Genomic DNA, 16,689 nt, shown 5'->3' with positions numbered 1-16,689 from the left:
GCCGTACCAAAAAACGGGCGGGGCCGCCGCCCGGGTGATGCCGGCCGCCGGGCGGCGCCGGCAAAAGCGGGCGGCCCCCCCCCCCCGGGGGGGCGGGGGGGGGGGGGGCGGCCCCGCGCGGCGGGCGGTCCCTGACCGTCCGGTCGGTCCGGCTCAGCTCTCCGATCCGCTGATGTTGACCATCCACGGGACGCCGAAGCGGTCCGTGCACATGCCGAACACGTCGCCCCACATCTGCTTCTCCAGCGGCACCGAGACCGAGCCGCCCTCGGAGAGCTTCTCCCAGTAGCCGCGCAGCTCGGCGTCGTCGTCGCCGCTCAGGCTCACCGAGAAGGGCTGGCCCGGCGCGGACTCCATGCCCGGCGGGTTGTCGGCGCCCATCAGGGTGAAGCCGGTGGGGGTCTCCAGCATGCCGTGCATGATCTTGTCGGCGTTCGGGTCGTCCCCATGGCCGAAGTCGCCGTAGGTGTTGAGGGACAGCGTGCCTCCGAAGACCTCCTGGTAGAACTCCAACGCCTGCCGTGCGTCGCCGTTGAAGGACAGGTACGGGTTGAGACGGGAGACCATGAGAACCTCCGTGACGGGGCCGTTGTCATGTGGACGGCGCTGAAGGCTCACGCCTCGTCGGACGACCCGTTGTTCCAGTCGTACGGGCCGCCGCCGCGCCACTCGATCAGCTCGGTGTCGTCGACGGCCGTGTCGGTGGTGGGCAGGCCCTCGCGGTGCAGCAGGTCCAGCACGTCGAAGAGGCTGTAGGCGACGCCCATGCGCTCGCCGTGGATGGTCACCAGCCGTCCGCCGTCCGGCGCGGGCGGCTGCACGACCACAGGGGGTTGACCGTCCATAGCCCCACCATGCTCCCGAAACCGCCGGTTCGCAGCTCGACTGGCCCATAAGGGGGCCTCAGGGGTCCTTGTGCGGGCGCAGGGTCCCTGTACGCCGGTGACAAGGCACGATCCGGAAACTGAGTTCTCATCAGCACCCCCTGAGGGACCTCGCGCCGCACCCCTAGCGTCCGTGGCATGGACATGAACCTTTTGAGAAGAGGGAAGTGGCGCGGCGCGGCACTGGCGGTGCTGCTCACCGCGGGGACGCTCACGGCCGCCGCTCCGGGCGCCCGGGCCGACGGCGCGCGGACCGAGACGCCGGTCGCGTCGACGTCACCGGTGACCGGGGTGACGGAGTCGGTGGTGCGGGTGAAGGTGCCGCTGCCGGAGTCGGCCGGGCCGCGTCCGGCCGCCTGCGACTGGCTGTCGTACCTGCGCTACCGCTCCGCCGGTGGTCCCGCCGCCTCGGCCGACGCGGACCGGATCCTCGTCGCCCAGCCCGGCATCCTGGAAGGAGCCGGGGCGTTCGACAGCGTGGCCCGCAACACCGTGGCGCGAGCCGCCGGGCAGGGCCTGCACATCGAGTTCTGGGCGCTGGACCGGCGCTCCAACTGCCTGGAGGACCGCACCGGCATCGCCTCCGGCGACCAGCACACCGCCGTCGACTACTACTACCGCGGCAAGCAGGTCGACGGCCGGACCTTCGGCGGCTACGCCCGCAACGCGGAACTGGGATGGATGGCGAAGCTCGGGATCGAGCAGACCGTACGCGACCAGTACGGCCTCCTCGCCGCCGAGTTGCCCTCCCAGGCGCTGCGCAAGCGCAAGGTGCTGTGCGGCGGGCACTCGCTGGGCGGCGTGATCACCGGGTACTTCGCCGCCGCCGACTTCGACGGCGACCGGGCCACCACGGCGGACGCCGGCTACAACCAGTGCGCCGGCTACTTCGCCCTCGACACCACCGTCTCCACCTCGCTCGCCGACCTCAGCGGCAGCCTGCCGGACGACACCAACCTGCCCGACATCGGCCTCGGTTACGGCGTGGTGCAGGCCGGGCTCGACACCGGGGTGCTGCCCCGCACGCTGTCCGCGCCGGTGCTGCTCAACCCCGAGACCATGACCCTGCTCGGTATCGCCGGGATGGGCGCCCTGAAGGACCCGGACGCCGAGGCCGACCTGCCCCGCTACCTGCCCTCCAACCTCAACATCGAGGCCACCCACCGCTTCCTGTTCTCCAAGGACACCACCGCCTTCCTCACCGGCAAGCCCGCGGTGAAGGACTTCCGCCTCACCAACGGGGCGGTGCTCGGGGCGCTGCTGGACGACAACTCCGTACCCCTGGCGTTCCTCCAGACCAGCGTCGGCTTCTTCGACGGCGGGCCGATCGCCGACAAGAGCTTCCCCGTGGCCAACGGCGGTGACCAGCAGCCCGGGCTGTACGGCACCGCGTACAAGGCCATCCCGGACCGGCCGCAGGGACCGCTCTACACCTGGCGCAACTACGACCGCGTCGGTGACCCCGACGACCCCGGCCACCGGTCGGCCGACGGCACCCCCTTCACCGGCCCCGGCGAGGAGGTCACCGACGTGCGGCAACTGGCCCGCAGCCTGGCCGAGCAGCCGCTGGACTTCACCGAGCAGTACTTCCCGACCAAGCTGGTCACCGACATCCAGATGGCCGGCTCGCCCCAGGTCAAGAAGCTCGTCGTCCACCCCGGCGGGCTCACCGCCAACCCGGTGCTCACCGTCCTCGCCGGTGAGGGACTCCTGGCCGGCCGGGCCCCGGCAGGGCTCCACCCCGTGGTCGCCGACGGCTACCAGCACCTCGACGTCCTGACCGCCGCGCCCACCCAGAACAACGGCCGGCCCGAGATCGTCTCCACCAGTCTCGCCGGGTTCGCGCGGTCGCCGCGCTGACCCCCGCTGACGCACATAAGGGGCCCGGGAGGACATCCTCCCGGGCCCTTCGGTGTGCTGGCGGGGTCAGAGCCTGCCCGCGGCGAACGCCGCCGCTTCGTCCGCGTTGTCGCGGTAGCTCAGGTGCGCCCCGGTGTTGCCGCCGCCGCTCTCGCAGACCGGGTCGCCCTTGGCGCAGATGTCCAGGGTGCGGCTCTGGTACGTGCCGGTGACGCTCTTGCCGAGGGCGCGGATCGGGTTGCCGAACAGCAGCACCGCGGCGACCTTCGGCTCGACCGCGGCGGGCAGCGTGGCCACGATCGGGCTGCCGACCACCGCGCCCGCGCTGCTGATGCCGATCGAGTTGTCGACGACGTTCGCGCCCTGCGAATAGCCGACGAGCACGAACCGCTGATTCGGGCAGGCGGCGGCCTGGCTCTGCACGTGGTTCACCAGGTCCCTGTTGCCCTGCGCGGCAGACGTCAGGGAAAGGTTGGCGGGGTAGTCCACGGCGTAGCTGGACAGGCTTTTGCCCGTCGCTTTCTTCTTCAGCGCGGAAAACACCGGGTCGCCGACGATGAAGCCGAGCGTGCCCGGCTCGAAGGTGCCGCGCGCCGAGACGACCTCGACGTCCGAGCAGGCCGCGGCCGCTGCCGGGGCCGAGGTCGTGGCCGGGGGCGTGGCTGTGGCCGAGGGAGCCGAGAGGGTGGCCAGACCGGCCCCGCCGGCCAGCGAGAGCGCGGCGAGACACAAACGGATACGCATGGGGAATCCTCCGCGGGTGAGGCGCATGGAGCGCCTGCGAAAAAGGACGGCCCGAACGTATTCGCTGTGTCTCCCGGAGTGTTATGGACGGGATTATGGAATCGCCGCGGTTTTTTATCACCGATTGAGTACACCGCCGATTGAGCAGCGGCATTCAGTTCTGTGGTGTGCGTAATGACTCCGCGCGCAACGCGAGAATCAGGTCGAGGCGGGTTTCCGGCTCGTGCAGGGCGTCGCCGAAGAGCTTCTCCAGCTGGCGCAGGCGGTAGCGGACCGTCTGCGGGTGGATGTGCAGCCGCGTGGCGACGTCCGGCACGTTGCTGCCGCTGAGCAGCCACGCCAGCAGCGTCTCGGCGAGACGGTCGCGCTGCCCGGCCGAGACGGTGTCGAGCGGCGCGAGAACCCGCGCCTGGAGCCGTTCCAGCAGCGGCTCGTCGCCGTACAGCAGAAGCGTCGACAGATGGTCGGCGCAGCGCACCACGCCCTGGCGGGGCAGGACCCCGCGTCCCATCAGCCCGAGCGCCCGCGTGGCGAGCCGCAGCGACTGCGCGGCCTCGGTGACCGCGACCGTCGGGCCGATCGCGGCGGGCCGGCCGCGCAGCGCGAGCGTGAACGCCCGGCCGAAGCGGCCGGAGCCGTCCGGGTCGGGCACCAGCATGCGCGGCGGCCGGGACTCCATGTCCACCAGCGCGCCCGCCGCGGCCAGCGGCCGGTCCTCCTCCCGCCGGTCCGGCGCCGCCGCGAGCGCCACGACGGCGACCGTCCGGGGCACCGGCCAGCGCGCGCCGTGCGCCAGGTCGTGCACTGCCTCCAGTGCCACCGGCCCGTCCTCCAGCAGCAGGTCGAGCAGCCGCCTGCGGCGCCGCTCCAGCTCGTCCGAGCTGCGCAACTGCGCCTCGGCGTAACCGGCCGCGGCCGCCTGGGCGACCTCGTGCACGGTCCGGAACGCCAGCTCGCCGAGCGCCGCGACGACCGTGGAGTCCAGGCCGAGTTCCTCCGCTGTCCGGCCCATCAGCCGCCAGGCGTGCAGCCCCCCGACCCGCAGCGCGGACTGCAACGCGTCCAGACTGCGGCCCTCCAGGGCCTCGCCGCGCCCGAGTTCGTAGTACGTCGCCGCGATCGCGCCCCCGTCGTCGCGCGGGTCGGCGATGTGGTCGACGAACAGGGTCAGCGCCTGCACCACTCCGGCCCGCAGGTTCCTGCCGTACGCACCGTCGGCGGGCCGGGCGTACTCGGGAACCTGACGGCGGACCTCCTCCTCCACCTGGTCGGCGACGGCCGCCAGCTGGGCGCGCAGCAGCTCCGCCAGCTCGGGCGGCATCGGGGGCATACCGGGGCGGTCCGGCACGCCGTGCTGGGCAGGCACAGCCATCACGGACACTCCTTTCGACCGGAAGCGGCTCGCCCGCGGACTGTAACCGCTGGGACGAGAGGGAAGTCCTGTGTTGGACGGACGACCCCTGCGCTCCGTTCCGTGCCCCGACGGCACCCCCGTCACTCCGGCACGCCCAGCGCCTGGGCGAGCATCGGCCACGAGGCGGTGAACTCCCGCTTCCAGTAAGGCCAGTCGTGTCCTCCTCCCGCGTACAGGTGCGTGGTGGCCCGGATGCCGAGGCGGGCGAGCGTGCCGGCGAAGCCCTGCGCTGAGGGCCACAGGGCGCTCTCCAGCACCCCGGGCAGCGGATCGCCGCCGCTGCCGCCGCCCACTCCGCTGCCCTGCGAGACGTACAGGGCGGTGCCGCGCAGCCCGGTGGCGCGGGCCCGTGGGTTGAAGTCCCGCCAGGTAAGCAGGTTCAGCAGCGGATGGCCCCACAGGGACGCCGCCGGCAGGTTCTCCCGGGCCACGATGGCGTCCATGATGGCGGGAACTCCGGGCGCGGTGGTGTCGAGGATGCCGCTGAACGAGGCCGCGGCCTTGAACGCCCCGGGGTGGCGGGCCGCGTGCGCCATCGCGCCGTAGCCACCCGTGGAGACCCCGGCGACCGCCCGTACGCCGGAGGCCCGGTAGTCCCGGGCGAGCAGCGCCGGCACCTCCTTGACCTGGAACGTCTCGTAGTCGGGGCCGCCGCGCCAGACGCTGGGGATGCCGGTGGGGCCCGCGTCCGGCATCGCCACGATCAGGTCGCGGCCTTCGGTGAAGGCCTCGATGTCGGTCTCCCGGGTCCAGGACGTGTAGTCGTCATGGGCGCCGTGCAGCAGATAGAGCACCGGATACGTCCGCCCCGGCCGCGCACCGAAGTCCGACGGCAGGATCAGCCGGACCGGCGCGCTGCGGCCGAGCGCGGCGGAGGGCACGGACACGTCCAGCGTGCGCGGCCCGAGCCGGGTGGCGGCCGCGGCACGGGCCGTGCCGCCCGCGGCCCCGAACAAGGCGGCGAGGCCGGCGGCGGCCGTCGCTCTGGCGACGGTGCGCCGGGACACTCGGGCAGCGGGCTTCGGCGGCAGGTCGGGCATGGCGGCTCCTCGGTTGGCGGTTCAGGGGGCCCGTTCGGCGAGCACCCGGCTCAGGTGGGCGGCGATCTCGTCGACGTGCGGCGGATCGAGCAGGGACAGATGGTGACCGGGCACCGGCACGACCTCCAGGCGCGGGCACACCTCGTCCCAGCCCAGCGCCTCGTCGCCCCGTTCGTACGCCGGGTCGCGCACGGTGTGGGGCGCGGGCTCGGTGGCGCGGTAGAGGACGACCGGCCCGTCGTAGCCGCCGGGCCGGTGCGACTCCCCGATGCCCATGTCCAGGTAGGAGGCGCGCTGGTGCTGCAGCGCCGCGGGCGGCACCTCGGCGGCCTCGCGCAGCGCCCGCAGCACGGTGTCGATGCGCTGCCGGTCGTCGTCCATGGCCACGAGCTCGTCGTACGGCAGCTCCAGCCGCACCCCGTAGGCGTCGGCGACGTGGCCGGCGAAGCCCTCGAAATGCGCCCGGATCCGGTCGGCGCGCGTCACGCCCGGCCGGGGGAGAGGGCGGACGGAGTCGATGAGCACGACCAGTGGCACGTCCCGTCCGGCGGCGGTCAGCTGCCGCGCGGTCTCCTGGGCGACGAACCCGCCGAAGGACCAACCGCCCAGCAGGCAGGGCCCGTCGGGCTGGGCGGCGGCGATGGCCTCGGCGTACCGCCGTGCCTTCTCCGGCACGGTCCGGGCCTCCTCGATCCGCTCCAGCCCGTACACCGGCCGGTCCTCGCCGAGCCGCTCGGCGAGTGTCCGGTAGACGGTGACCGGGCCGCCCGCGGCGTGGACGAGGAACAGCGGGGGCCGGGAACCGGTGGCGCGCAGCGGGCGCAGCGGGGTGTCCTCAAGCGGGAGTGCCTGCTGGATCCGGGCGGCGGCGTCCTCGACGGTGGCTGCGGCGAACAGGTCGCGCAGGGGGAGTTCGATGCCGAACTCGCGCTCCACGGCCGTGCGGACGCGGACGGCCATCAGCGAGTCCAGACCCAGATCGGCCAGGGCGGTGCCCGGGGTGACACGGGTGGCCGGGTGGCCGGTGACGGCGGCGATGTGGTGGGTCAGCCGGGCCAGGACCGACACTTCGGCGCGCGGTTCCTCCGGCTCCGGCTCCGGCACCGGCTCGCTTCGGGCCCGGCCGTCCGTCCACCAGTGCCGTACGTGCCGCCACCGGGGGACCGGCAGGTCGACGACCCGGCCGGGCGGCACCGGCAGCTGGTGCCCCGCCACGTACAGGGCGCCCAGTTGCCCGGCGAACGCCTCCGCCCCGTCGGCGTCCCGGCGCAGGGTGGCCAGGGCGAGGGCATCGGGCACGGTATCGGCGACGGCCCCGGTCAGCACCGGGTGGGGCGAGACCTCGACGAACGCCGTGTGGCCGTCTGCCTCGGCCGCTGCGAGCGCCCGGTCCAGGCGGACGGGCCGCCTGAGGTTGGCCACCCAGTGGGCCGCGTCGAACACAGACTCGCCGCGCGGATCGTCCAGGACTGTCGAGTACACCGGGACACGCGGCCGACGGCCCCGGATGCCGGACAGCGCCTTGGCGAGCTCCGGCAGCAGCGGCTCCACCTGGGGCGAGTGCCCGGCGCCGACGACCCGCATGACCCGTGCCGCCCGCCCCTGCCCCTCCAGTCGGCGCACGAGCCCGGCCACCGCGGCCTCCTCACCCGTGACGACCTTCTGCCGCGGGGAGGAGTGCACGGCGACGTGCACACCCGGGAATTCCCGCTCCAGGGACTCCAGTTCGGTGTCGCCAAGGTCCACCACGGCCATCGCGCCGCCGCTCAGCCCGGCCAGCAGCCGAGCCCGTACGGCGATGACCCGCGCCCCGTCCGCCACGTCCAGCGCGCCCGCACACACCGCCGCCGCGACCTCGCCCATGGAGTGGCCGATCACGGCGGCGGGTTCGACCCCGTACGCACGCCACAGCTCGGCGAGGGCCAGCTGAAAGCCGAACAGCACGGGCTGGGCGACGTCCAGGCGGTCGAGGCCGGCCCCGGAGGACAGGTGGTCGTACAGGGACAGGCCGCACTCCGGGGCGAGGTGCGGGTCGAGTTTCTCCACGGCGGCGGCGAACGCGGGTTCCTCGGCCAGCAGTCTGCGCCCCATGCCCGGCCACTGGCTGCCGTAGCCGGAGAAGACCCACACCGGGCCGCGCCCCACCCGGTCTCGTTCCCCGGTCACCACCCGTGCGTCCGGGCGCCCCGCCGCCAACGCGCCCAGGACATCGGCGAGTTCGGTGCGATCCCGGGCGACCACGGCGGCGCGTACGGGGCCGCGGCCGGTGCGCCCAGCCAGGGTCCGGGCCACGTCCGCGGGGTGCGCGGTGCTCTCGCGCAGCCAGTCGGCGAGCCTGCCCGCCGTGTCGCGGACGCGCCCGGCGTCGAGGTCGGACAGCGGATGCAGGCGGGCGGCGGGCTCCTCGGCCGGCCGTACGGGGACCAGGCCGGGCGGACCCTCCTCCAGAACCACATGCGCGTTGGTGCCGCCGAAGCCGAACCCGGAGACGCCCGCGAGGGCGGTGCCGCCATAGCGGGGCCAGGGCTCCGGCTCGGTCACCACCCTCAGCCGCTCGTCGGCGAGGGATGTGCCCTGCGCGCAGTGCAGGGACGGCGGGATGCTGTCGTGGTGCAGGGCCAGGACGGTCTTCACCAGGCCCGCAACGCCCGCGGCGGACTCCAGATGCCCCAGGTTGCCCTTGACGGAGCCCAGCAGCAGCGGCTGGTCCGGGTCCCGGCCCGCGCCGAGTACCGCGCCCAGCGCGCCCGCCTCGATCGGGTCGCCCAGCGGGGTGCCGGTGCCGTGCGCCTCCACGTAGTCGACCTGGGCCGCGGCGAGCCCCGCCCGCGCGTACGCGCTCTCCAGCAGCGCCTGCTGAGCGGCCGGGTTGGGCGCCATCAAACCGTTCGAGCGGCCGTCGGAGTTGACGGCGGTGGCCCGGATGACGGCCAGCACGCGGTCGCCGTCCCGCTCGGCGTCGGAGAGCCGCTTCAGGATCACGGCCGCGCAGCCCTCGCCGCGCCCGATGCCGTCGGCCGCCACCGAGAAGGGCTTGCAGCGCCCGTCCGGTGCGAGCGCGCCCGCTCTGCGGAAGGCGACGGTGACGGCCGGCGACAGCAGCACGTTGACCCCGGCGGCGATCGCGAGGTCGCTCTCGCCCGTGCGCAGGCTGACGCAGGCGTGGTGCACGGCGACCAGCGAGGACGAGCAGGCCGTGTCGACGGCCAGGCTCGGGCCCCGCGTGTCCAGGACGTAAGCGAGCCGCCCGGCGGTCACGCTCAGGGCGCCTCCGGCCGGCGCCCAGGGATCGACGGCGGCCGGATCGGCGCCCGTGAGCTGCCCGTACTCGGGGGCCGACACCCCGACGAACACCCCGGTGGCCGTGCCCGCCAGGGATCCGGCCGGCACGGCGGCGTGGTCGAGCGCCTCGTGGACGACCTCCAGCAGGATCCGCTGCTGGGGGTCCATCACCGCTGCCTCGCGCGGGGTGATGCGGAAGAAGTCCGCGTCGAACCCGGCGATGTCGTCGAGATAGCCGCCGTACGGATGCGCGTCGGGCGGCGGGAAGTCGGTGAAGTCGCGCCAGCGGTCCTCCGGCACGCGCCGGATCGCGTCGATGCCCCCGCTCAGCAGCCGCCAGTAGCCGTCCGGGCCGTGCACCCCGCCGGGCAGCCGGCAGCCGACCCCGACGACCGCCACCGGTTCGGCCGTCCCGCCCGGCAGTCCGGCGCGCGGCTCCGGTGTCACCTCGGCCGCCCGGGAGCTTCCCGAGGCCTGAGTGCCGCACAGCCGCGCCACTAGCGCCTGACCGGTGGGCGTCTCCCACAGCAGCGTCGTCGGCAGCTCGCGGCCCGTGGCCCGGGACAGTTCACCGGCCAGGGCGACGGCGTCCCGCGAGGACATGCCGAGGTCGGCGAGCGGCCGGTCCATCGGAACGGCCTCGGGAGAGGTGCCGTACCAGACGGCCACCCGTTCGGCGATCAGCCGGCGCAGCGCGCCCTCGTCGACGGGGCTCATCCCGCGGCACCCGCCGTCGCCGCAGGGGCCTGCCCGCCGTACGCGCCCTCCAGATACCGGGCCCGGGTCAAGGCCCGGGACACCTTCCCGCTGGAGGTGCGCGGCACCGTGCCCGGCGGCACCAGGACGACGTCGGCGAGCCGCAGCCCGTGCCGGGCGGAGACGGCACCCCGCACGGCCCGCACCACGGCCGGCACGTCGAGCTCGGCGAGCCGCACGGTCCGCGCGTGCTCCGCCACGATCACCACCCGCTCACCACCACCACTACCAGCACCGCCGCCCGGCACGGCGAACGCCGCGAGCCGGTCCCTGCGCACCGCCGGGTCCGCGTCCTGGGCCGTCGCCTCGACGTCCTGCGGATAGTGGTTGCGGCCGTCGACGATGATCAGGTCCTTCAAGCGTCCCGTGACGACCAGCTGCCCCTCCAGCACCGTCCCCAGATCGCCGGTCCGCAGCCAGCCGCCCGGAGCGGCCTCGGCGTCCGCGAACTCGGCGCCGAACACATCCGCCGGTCCCCGGTTCCAGTAGCCCCGGCCGACATTCGGCCCCTGCACCCAGATCTCGCCGACCTCGCCCTCCGACAGCAGGGCCCGGGTCACCGGGTCGGCGATACGGACCCGCTGGCCCGCCGGGGTGCCACAGCCCGCCAGCAGCACCGCCCGGGGATCGTCCGCCCGGGCCGGCAGGGCCTTCCCGGCGGCCAGGGCGTCACGGTCGAGCGCGAACCGGCCGAGCGGCTCACCCGGCCGGGCCGCGCAGACGAACACGGTGGCCTCGGCCAGGCCGTACGACGGGCAGTGGGTCTCCGGTGCCAGGCCCTGACCGGCGAACGCCGCGTGGAAACGGTCGGCCGTGCCCGGGCGGACCGGCTCACTGCCGTTGATCAGCGCCGTCACCCGGTCCAGCCGCAGCCCCTCCTTCTGGTCGTCGGAGACGCTCGCGGCGCAGTAGTCGTAGGCGAAGTTGGGCGCGGCGCTCACCGCGTTCGGGTGCGCGGTGAGCAGCCGCAGCCAGCGCACCGGCTCGTGCAGGAAGGCGGCCGGGTCCATCAGCACCGACAGCGCCCCTCGAGTCACGGGGGCCGCGACGCTGAGCACCAGCCCCATGTCGTGGTAGAGCGGCAGCCAGCCCACACAGGTCACCGGGCGGGTGTCGGCACCGTAGGCGGCGAGTGCCTGGCGGGCGTTGGCGACGACGTTGCCGTGGCTGATCTCCACACCGGCCGGGGCCCGGGTCGAGCCGGAGGTGTACTGGAGGTAGGCGGTCGCCCCGGCGTCCGGCGGGACGGGTCGCCAGTCCCCGGCGGCGTCGTCGGTCACCTGGTCCGCGACCACGATCCGCGGACCGTCGGGGCCGAGGAAGTCACGCACCTCCTCCCGTTGGCGGCTCGTGGTCACGACGGCCGAGCACCGCGCGTCGGCCAGCACACCCGCGAGCCGGTCCGCGTGCCCGGGCAGGCCCGGCGGATACAGCGGGACGGCGACCAGCCCGGCGGCCAGGGCCGCGAGGAAGGCGGTCACGTAGTCCGTGCCCTGCGGACACAGCAGCGCGACCCGGTCCCCCGGGCCGGCCTGGTCGGCGAGGCGCGCGGCCAGCGCCCGCACCCGTACGTCCAGACGGCGCCAGGTCAGGGTGCGGTGGACGCCGCGCGAGTGCGGTGCCGGGTGCTCGACGAAGGTGAACGCCCTGCGGTCCGGGGTGTTTTCGGCCCAGTGCCGGACGTACTCCGGCAGCGTCGGGCACACGGGCGCGTGCGGGGGGCGGCGGCTGTCCATCAGGCGGGGCTCCTCACGGCGCGGATCGGCCTAGGGGTCGCAAAGGGGGAGAAGGGGCGGCTGGAGGGGGAGCGGGGACGGCTAGAGGGGGATGTTGCCGTGCCGGCGTTCCGGCATCGGCGCGCGTTTGCCGCGCAGGGCGCGCAGCGCGCGGCAGACCTGCTCCCGGGTCTCGCGCGGCGCGATGACGGCGTCGACATAGCCGCGCTCGGCGGCGAGGTAGGGCGTGCCGTGGGTGCGCTCGTAGGCGGTGAGCAGGCGGGCGCGCAGCGCCTCGGGGTCGTCGGCCGCGGCGAGTTCACGCCGGTGCAGCACGCCCACGGCCCCCTCGGCGCCCATGACGGCGATACGGGCGGTGGGCCAGGCGAGGTTCACGTCGGCGCCCAGGTGCTTGGAGCCCATCACCGCGTATCCGCCGCCGTACGCCTTGCGCACCACGACCGTGACCTTGGGGACGGTGGCCTCGGCGTAGGCGTACAGCAGTTTCGCTCCGCGCCGGATGATGCCGGCCTGCTCCTGCCGCACCCCGGACAGGTAACCGGGCACGTCGGCGAAGGTCAGCAGCGGGATGCCGAAGGCGTCGCAGAACCGCACGAACCGCGCCGCCTTCTCGGAGGCGTCGATGTCGAGCACCCCGGCGGCGTGCAGCGGCTGGTTGGCGACGACACCCACCGAGCGGCCCTCGATCCGGGCCAGGGCGCAGATGATGTTCGGCGCGAACAGCTCCTGCACCTGGAGCAGTTCGCCGTCGTCGACGACCGCGTGCAGGATCGCCCGCATGTCGTACGCCTCGCCCAGCCGGTCCGGGACGACCTCGTCGAGGCCGGCGCCGGGCGGCGGATGCCCGGGGGCGTACTCCGGCGGCCGTTCCAGGTTGTTGGCCGGGAGGTACGACAGCAGGTCGCGCACGGTGTCGAGGGCGTCCTCCTCGTCGGCGGCCAGGAAGTGGGCGTTGCCGTTGACGGTGTTGCTGGTGCGGGCGCCGCCCAGCTCCTCGGCCGTGGTGCGTTCGCCGGTGACCGTCTCGATGACGTCGGGGCCGGTGACGAACATGTGCGAGGCGCCGTCCACCATCACCGTGAAGTCGGTGATCGCCGGCGAGTAGGCGGCGCCGCCCGCGCACGGACCCAGGACGACCGAGATCTGCGGGATCACCCCGGACGCCTTGACGTTGCGGCGCACCAGCTCGGCGTAGAGGGCGAGGGCGGCGACACCCTCCTGGATGCGGGCCCCGCCGGAGTCGTTGAGCCCGATCACCGGGCAGCCGGTCTTCAGGGCCAGGTCCATCAGCGCGACGGTCTTCTCGCCGAAGGCCTCGCCCATGCTGCCGCCGAACACCGTGGAGTCCTGGGCGAACACACACACCGGGCGGCCGTCGACGGTCCCGTACCCGGTGATCACCCCGTCGCCGTAGGGACGGCGGCCGCCGTCCTCCGCGGCGGGCCGGGCCCGGACGAACAGGCCGGTCTCCGTGAAGGAGTCCTTGTCCACGAGCCGATCGATGCGCTCCCGGGCGGAGAACTCCCCGCGTCTGCGCGGTCCGCCCGGGGCCACCGCCTGCTCCCTGCGGTGTTCCAGGCCTGCGACGCGCTCCGCGGTGCCCCCGGGCACGTGCGCCGCCGTTTCCCCCGGACCGGATGCTGTCACCTCTGTGCTCACAACCACCTCCGAAGCGGTTCTCGAATATGGCAGTGGGGCGGGGGAGTGCCGGGCGGATCGCCGGTCTGTGTGGGGGAATTGAGTCCTCCGGTGCGGGCTTTCATCCCCGCGTGACAAGGGACCGCCGGCCCGGCCGCAGAGGGGCGGGCGCGATTCAGCTGCCCGAGTGCTGAATGCGTTCTCCTTCTTCTATTGGACCTTGGGGCCGTTCGGTGTCCACGCTGGAGTGCACCATCGCCAGACAGCCTCAGCGACAGCCGGAAGAGGTCACGAGCACATGCACACCCGCCGCATCGGTGATGTCGACGTCAGCGCGATCGGCCTGGGCGCGATGCCCATGTCCATCGAGGGACGACCCGACGAGGAACGCTCCCTCGCCACCATCCACGCCGCGCTCGACGCCGGCGTGACCCTGATCGACACCGCGGACGCCTACCACCGGGACGCCGACGAGGTCGGTCACAACGAGACCCTGATAGCCAAGGCCCTCGCCTCCCACGACCGCGGCGGCGACGTCCTGGTCGCCACCAAGGGCGGCCATCTGCGCCCCGGTGACGGCAGCTGGACGCTGGACGGCAGCCCCCGCCACCTCAAGGAGGCCTGCGAGGCGTCCCTGCGCCGGCTCGGCGTCGAGGCCATCGGGCTCTACCAGTTCCACCGCCCCGACCCGCGCGTCCCCTACGCCGAGTCCGTCGGCGCGATCCGGGACCTGCTGGACGAGGGCAAGATCCGCATGGCCGGCATCTCCAACGCGAACCCGGAGCAGATCCGGCAGGCGGGCGAGATCCTCGGCGGCCGTCTGGTCTCCGTGCAGAACCAGTTCTCCCCGGCCTTCCGCTCCAGCGAGCCGGAACTGGACCTGTGCGACGAACTCGGCATCGCGTTCCTGCCGTGGAGCCCCCTCGGCGGGATCTCCAGGGCCGGCGAACTCGGCTCCGGGCACGCGGCGTTCGCCCGCATCGCCGAGGCTCACGGGGTGAGCCCGCAACGGGTGTGCCTGGCGTGGATGCTCGCCAAGTCGCCCGTGGTGGTCCCCATCCCGGGGGCCAGCCGCCCCGGGACCATCCGCGACTCGCTCGCCGCGGCCGACCTCTCCCTGACGCCGGAGGAACTGGCGGAGCTGGACGCGGCCTGAACGGACCCCGCCCCGAGATCGGAGACGATCAGTTTTTCGTCACATCCGCCCCTGGTGAGAAAAACATGTGAATGTTTCCGCGTGGTTCGGGCATACGCAGCGAAAACAGAGAGAGGGGCGCTACGTGCTCGTACCGGACCGGAAGGTCGTCAGGGAGTTGCTGACGCGGTATGCGTCGCTGAGGATCGCTCAGGCGGAGAGGCACGTGCCGACGGCGGCACGCCAGCTTGAGGACGTCAGCTACACGCTGTGCGTGATGATGGGAACGTCCGACATCACCGACGCCATCGCCAAGGCCGACGCCCTGCTGCTCACCAAGGAGCGGTCCGAGAAAGCGGACGCGGACGGGGAGAACGGGCTGACGCTGGTCGGCTGACATCTCGTAGGGCCCGGTCATGAACCGGGCAGCGCCCCGGCGGCCCGTGAACGGGCCGCCGGGGCGTTCGGCTTCCTGTTCGCCGTCCCGTTCGCCGTCCCTTTCGTCTTCCCGTGGAACGCCGTGCGATACGCGTACGGCGTCGTGCCCACCACCTTGCGGAACCGTTCCCGGAACGCCGTCGGAGAGCCGAACCCCGCCTGCCGCGCGATCCGTTCCACGGAGTGGTCGGTGTTCTCCAGCAGGTACTGGGCGCGCCGCACCCGCGCCCGCAGCAGCCACTGCAGCGGCGTGGTCCCGGTCTGCTCGCGGAAGCGGCGGCTGAACGTCCGCTCGCTCATCCCGGCACGCTCCGCCAGCGCGCTCAGCGTCACCTCGTGCGCGAGGTTGTCCTCGATCCACTCCAGCAGCGGCTCCAGCGCCGACCCCCGGGGGACCGGCGGGTGCTCGTGCACGATGAACTGGGCCTGCCCGCCCTCCCGTTCCAGCGGCATGACCGACATCCGGGCGATGTTCGCCGCGACGGCCGACCCCAGATCGCGCCGGATCATGTGCAGACACAGATCCAGCGCGGCGGCCGCACCGGCCGAGGTGAGGATCTGTCCGTTGTCGACGTACAGCACGTCCGGTGCCACCTCGACCCGAGGGAAACGGCGGGCCAGCTCGCCCGCGGCCACCCAGTGCGTGGTGGCGCGCAGCCCGTCCAGCAGCCCCGCCTCCGCCAGCACGAAGGCGCCCACGCACACCGACGCGATCCGGGTACCGGCCTCGGCGGCCTGCCGCAGGGCCTCCAGGACCCGGGCGGAGGGGGGCGGAGCCTCGGGGGAGCAGCCCGGCACGATGATCGTGTCGGCCTCCGCCAGCGCCTCCAGCCCCCGGTCGATGCGCAGGGTGAAACCGCCGTCCGCTCGCACCTCCGGAGTCTCGGCGCACAACCGGACCCGGTAGGCCGGCCGCCCGTCCGGCATATGGGTCCAGGCGAACGTCTGCTGGGGCGCCGCCATGTCGAACGGCACCACTTCGTCGAGAACCAGGATCGCCACGGAGTGCATGAGCGCCACCCTAGGCGCATTCCCGCCAGGCACACGAACCGCCCGAGCATCGGCCCGCAGTGCAAGACAGCAGGTCACACGAGTTGGCGGGAATCCGTTGGAGGCTGTCGTTCCAGCCCATGGGCGATCATCCCCGGGCTCCCTAACGTGGGCTCGCCACCGTCGATCGCACCATGGAAAGAGTCCCGGTGACCAAGATCCTGCTGTCCCTGCACGTACTGGCCGCCATCGTCGCCATCGGTCCCGTGACCGTCGCGGCCAGCATGTTCCCGCCGGCGGCACGCCGCGCCGTCCCCGCAGGCGGCGACGCCCCGGACTCGTCGGCGGTGAGTACGGTCGCGCTGCTGCACCGCATCTGCCGCGTCTACGCCGGCATCGGACTGACCGTCCCGCTCCTCGGGTTCGCCACCGGTGCCGCGATGGGTGTCCTGGGCAGCGGATGGCTCGTCACGTCCATCGCGCTGACCGCCGCCGCGGCGGGCATCCTGGTCGCCTTCGTCCTGCCCCGCCAGGAGGAACTCCTCGGCCAACTGAACGGCGAACAGGCCGTCGAGCACCGAAGCACCGTTCAACTCGCCGTGTTCACCGGCATCTTCAACCTCCTATGGGCGACGGTCACCGTGCTGATGATCGTCCGGCCGGGCTCCACGACGGGAGCCTGAGCCCCGGCCGGCCGCATGTCACGGATTTGCGGTCTGCGTCAAGTCCACCCGGGTAATTCACACTCCGGGACACCTGTCCGCCTACACTC

13 protein-coding genes are annotated in these 16,689 nt (G+C 73.5%); 4 read left to right on the top strand and 9 right to left on the bottom strand.

What is annotated here, in order from left to right; all coding sequences use genetic code 11:
* Positions 1-153 precede the first annotated feature (153 nt).
* Together ACIBL4_RS17170 and ACIBL4_RS17165 are read right to left on the bottom strand one after the other, a co-directional pair.
* A complete protein-coding gene (locus tag ACIBL4_RS17170; RefSeq protein WP_356924911.1) occupies positions 154-567 on the bottom strand; it encodes a VOC family protein in 414 nt (137 codons plus the stop codon).
* 47 nt (positions 568-614) lie between these two features.
* Positions 615-845, bottom strand: a complete 231-nt coding sequence (locus ACIBL4_RS17165; protein WP_356924912.1) for a hypothetical protein — start codon at positions 843-845, stop codon at positions 615-617.
* A 177-nt stretch (positions 846-1,022) separates the two neighbouring features.
* Here ACIBL4_RS17165 and ACIBL4_RS17160 point away from each other — a divergent pair, with 177 nt between their 5' ends.
* Entirely contained in the window at positions 1,023-2,744 is a 1,722-nt protein-coding gene (locus ACIBL4_RS17160) for a hypothetical protein (protein WP_399410764.1), read from the top strand.
* Between the two features lie 66 nt (positions 2,745-2,810).
* Here the strand turns inward: ACIBL4_RS17160 and ACIBL4_RS17155 are convergent, their stop codons facing one another.
* The 6 genes from ACIBL4_RS17155 to ACIBL4_RS17130 form a co-directional block, all read right to left on the bottom strand.
* A complete protein-coding gene (locus tag ACIBL4_RS17155; protein WP_399410762.1) occupies positions 2,811-3,488 on the bottom strand; it encodes a cutinase family protein in 678 nt (225 codons plus the stop codon).
* Between the two features lie 154 nt (positions 3,489-3,642).
* Positions 3,643-4,860: a PucR family transcriptional regulator gene (locus ACIBL4_RS17150; RefSeq protein ID WP_399410760.1), complete on the bottom strand. Its 1,218-nt coding sequence runs from the start codon at positions 4,858-4,860 to the stop codon at positions 3,643-3,645.
* A gap of 122 nt (positions 4,861-4,982) precedes the next feature.
* Positions 4,983-5,942: an alpha/beta hydrolase gene (locus tag ACIBL4_RS17145; protein ID WP_399410758.1), complete on the bottom strand. Its 960-nt coding sequence runs from the start codon at positions 5,940-5,942 to the stop codon at positions 4,983-4,985.
* 21 nt (positions 5,943-5,963) lie between these two features.
* On the bottom strand, positions 5,964-9,941 hold the full coding sequence (locus tag ACIBL4_RS17140) for an acyltransferase domain-containing protein (RefSeq protein ID WP_399410756.1): 3,978 nt from the start codon (positions 9,939-9,941) through the stop codon (positions 5,964-5,966).
* On the bottom strand, positions 9,938-11,716 hold the full coding sequence (locus ACIBL4_RS17135; protein ID WP_399410754.1) for a fatty acyl-AMP ligase: 1,779 nt from the start codon (positions 11,714-11,716) through the stop codon (positions 9,938-9,940). The genes ACIBL4_RS17140 and ACIBL4_RS17135 overlap by 4 nt, the downstream gene beginning before the upstream one ends.
* Positions 11,717-11,797: 81 nt before the next feature.
* Positions 11,798-13,327, bottom strand: a complete 1,530-nt coding sequence (locus tag ACIBL4_RS17130; protein ID WP_399410752.1) for an acyl-CoA carboxylase subunit beta — start codon at positions 13,325-13,327, stop codon at positions 11,798-11,800.
* Positions 13,328-13,652: 325 nt separating this feature from the next.
* Between ACIBL4_RS17130 and ACIBL4_RS17125 the strand changes: the two genes are divergently transcribed.
* Both ACIBL4_RS17125 and ACIBL4_RS17120 read left to right on the top strand, forming a co-directional pair.
* The gene (locus ACIBL4_RS17125) at positions 13,653-14,510 is read left to right on the top strand and encodes an aldo/keto reductase (protein WP_399410750.1); all 858 of its coding nucleotides are present in this window, start codon (positions 13,653-13,655) and stop codon (positions 14,508-14,510) included.
* 124 nt (positions 14,511-14,634) lie between these two features.
* The gene (locus ACIBL4_RS17120; RefSeq protein ID WP_399410748.1) at positions 14,635-14,886 is read left to right on the top strand and encodes a DUF5133 domain-containing protein; all 252 of its coding nucleotides are present in this window, start codon (positions 14,635-14,637) and stop codon (positions 14,884-14,886) included.
* A gap of 17 nt (positions 14,887-14,903) precedes the next feature.
* Here the strand turns inward: ACIBL4_RS17120 and ACIBL4_RS17115 are convergent, their stop codons facing one another.
* Entirely contained in the window at positions 14,904-15,938 is a 1,035-nt protein-coding gene (locus tag ACIBL4_RS17115; RefSeq protein ID WP_399410746.1) for a GlxA family transcriptional regulator, read from the bottom strand.
* A 188-nt stretch (positions 15,939-16,126) separates the two neighbouring features.
* Between ACIBL4_RS17115 and ACIBL4_RS17110 the strand changes: the two genes are divergently transcribed.
* Positions 16,127-16,600 carry a hypothetical protein gene (locus ACIBL4_RS17110; RefSeq protein WP_399410744.1) on the top strand — a complete coding sequence of 158 codons (474 nt, stop codon included), beginning with the start codon at positions 16,127-16,129 and terminating at the stop codon, positions 16,598-16,600.
* The last annotated feature ends 89 nt before the right edge of the window (positions 16,601-16,689 follow it).

This window comes from Streptomyces sp. NPDC050416 (assembly GCF_044458845.1).
GTDB lineage: Bacteria > Actinomycetota > Actinomycetes > Streptomycetales > Streptomycetaceae > Streptomyces.
This window is presented reverse-complemented; position numbering and strand designations above follow the sequence as displayed.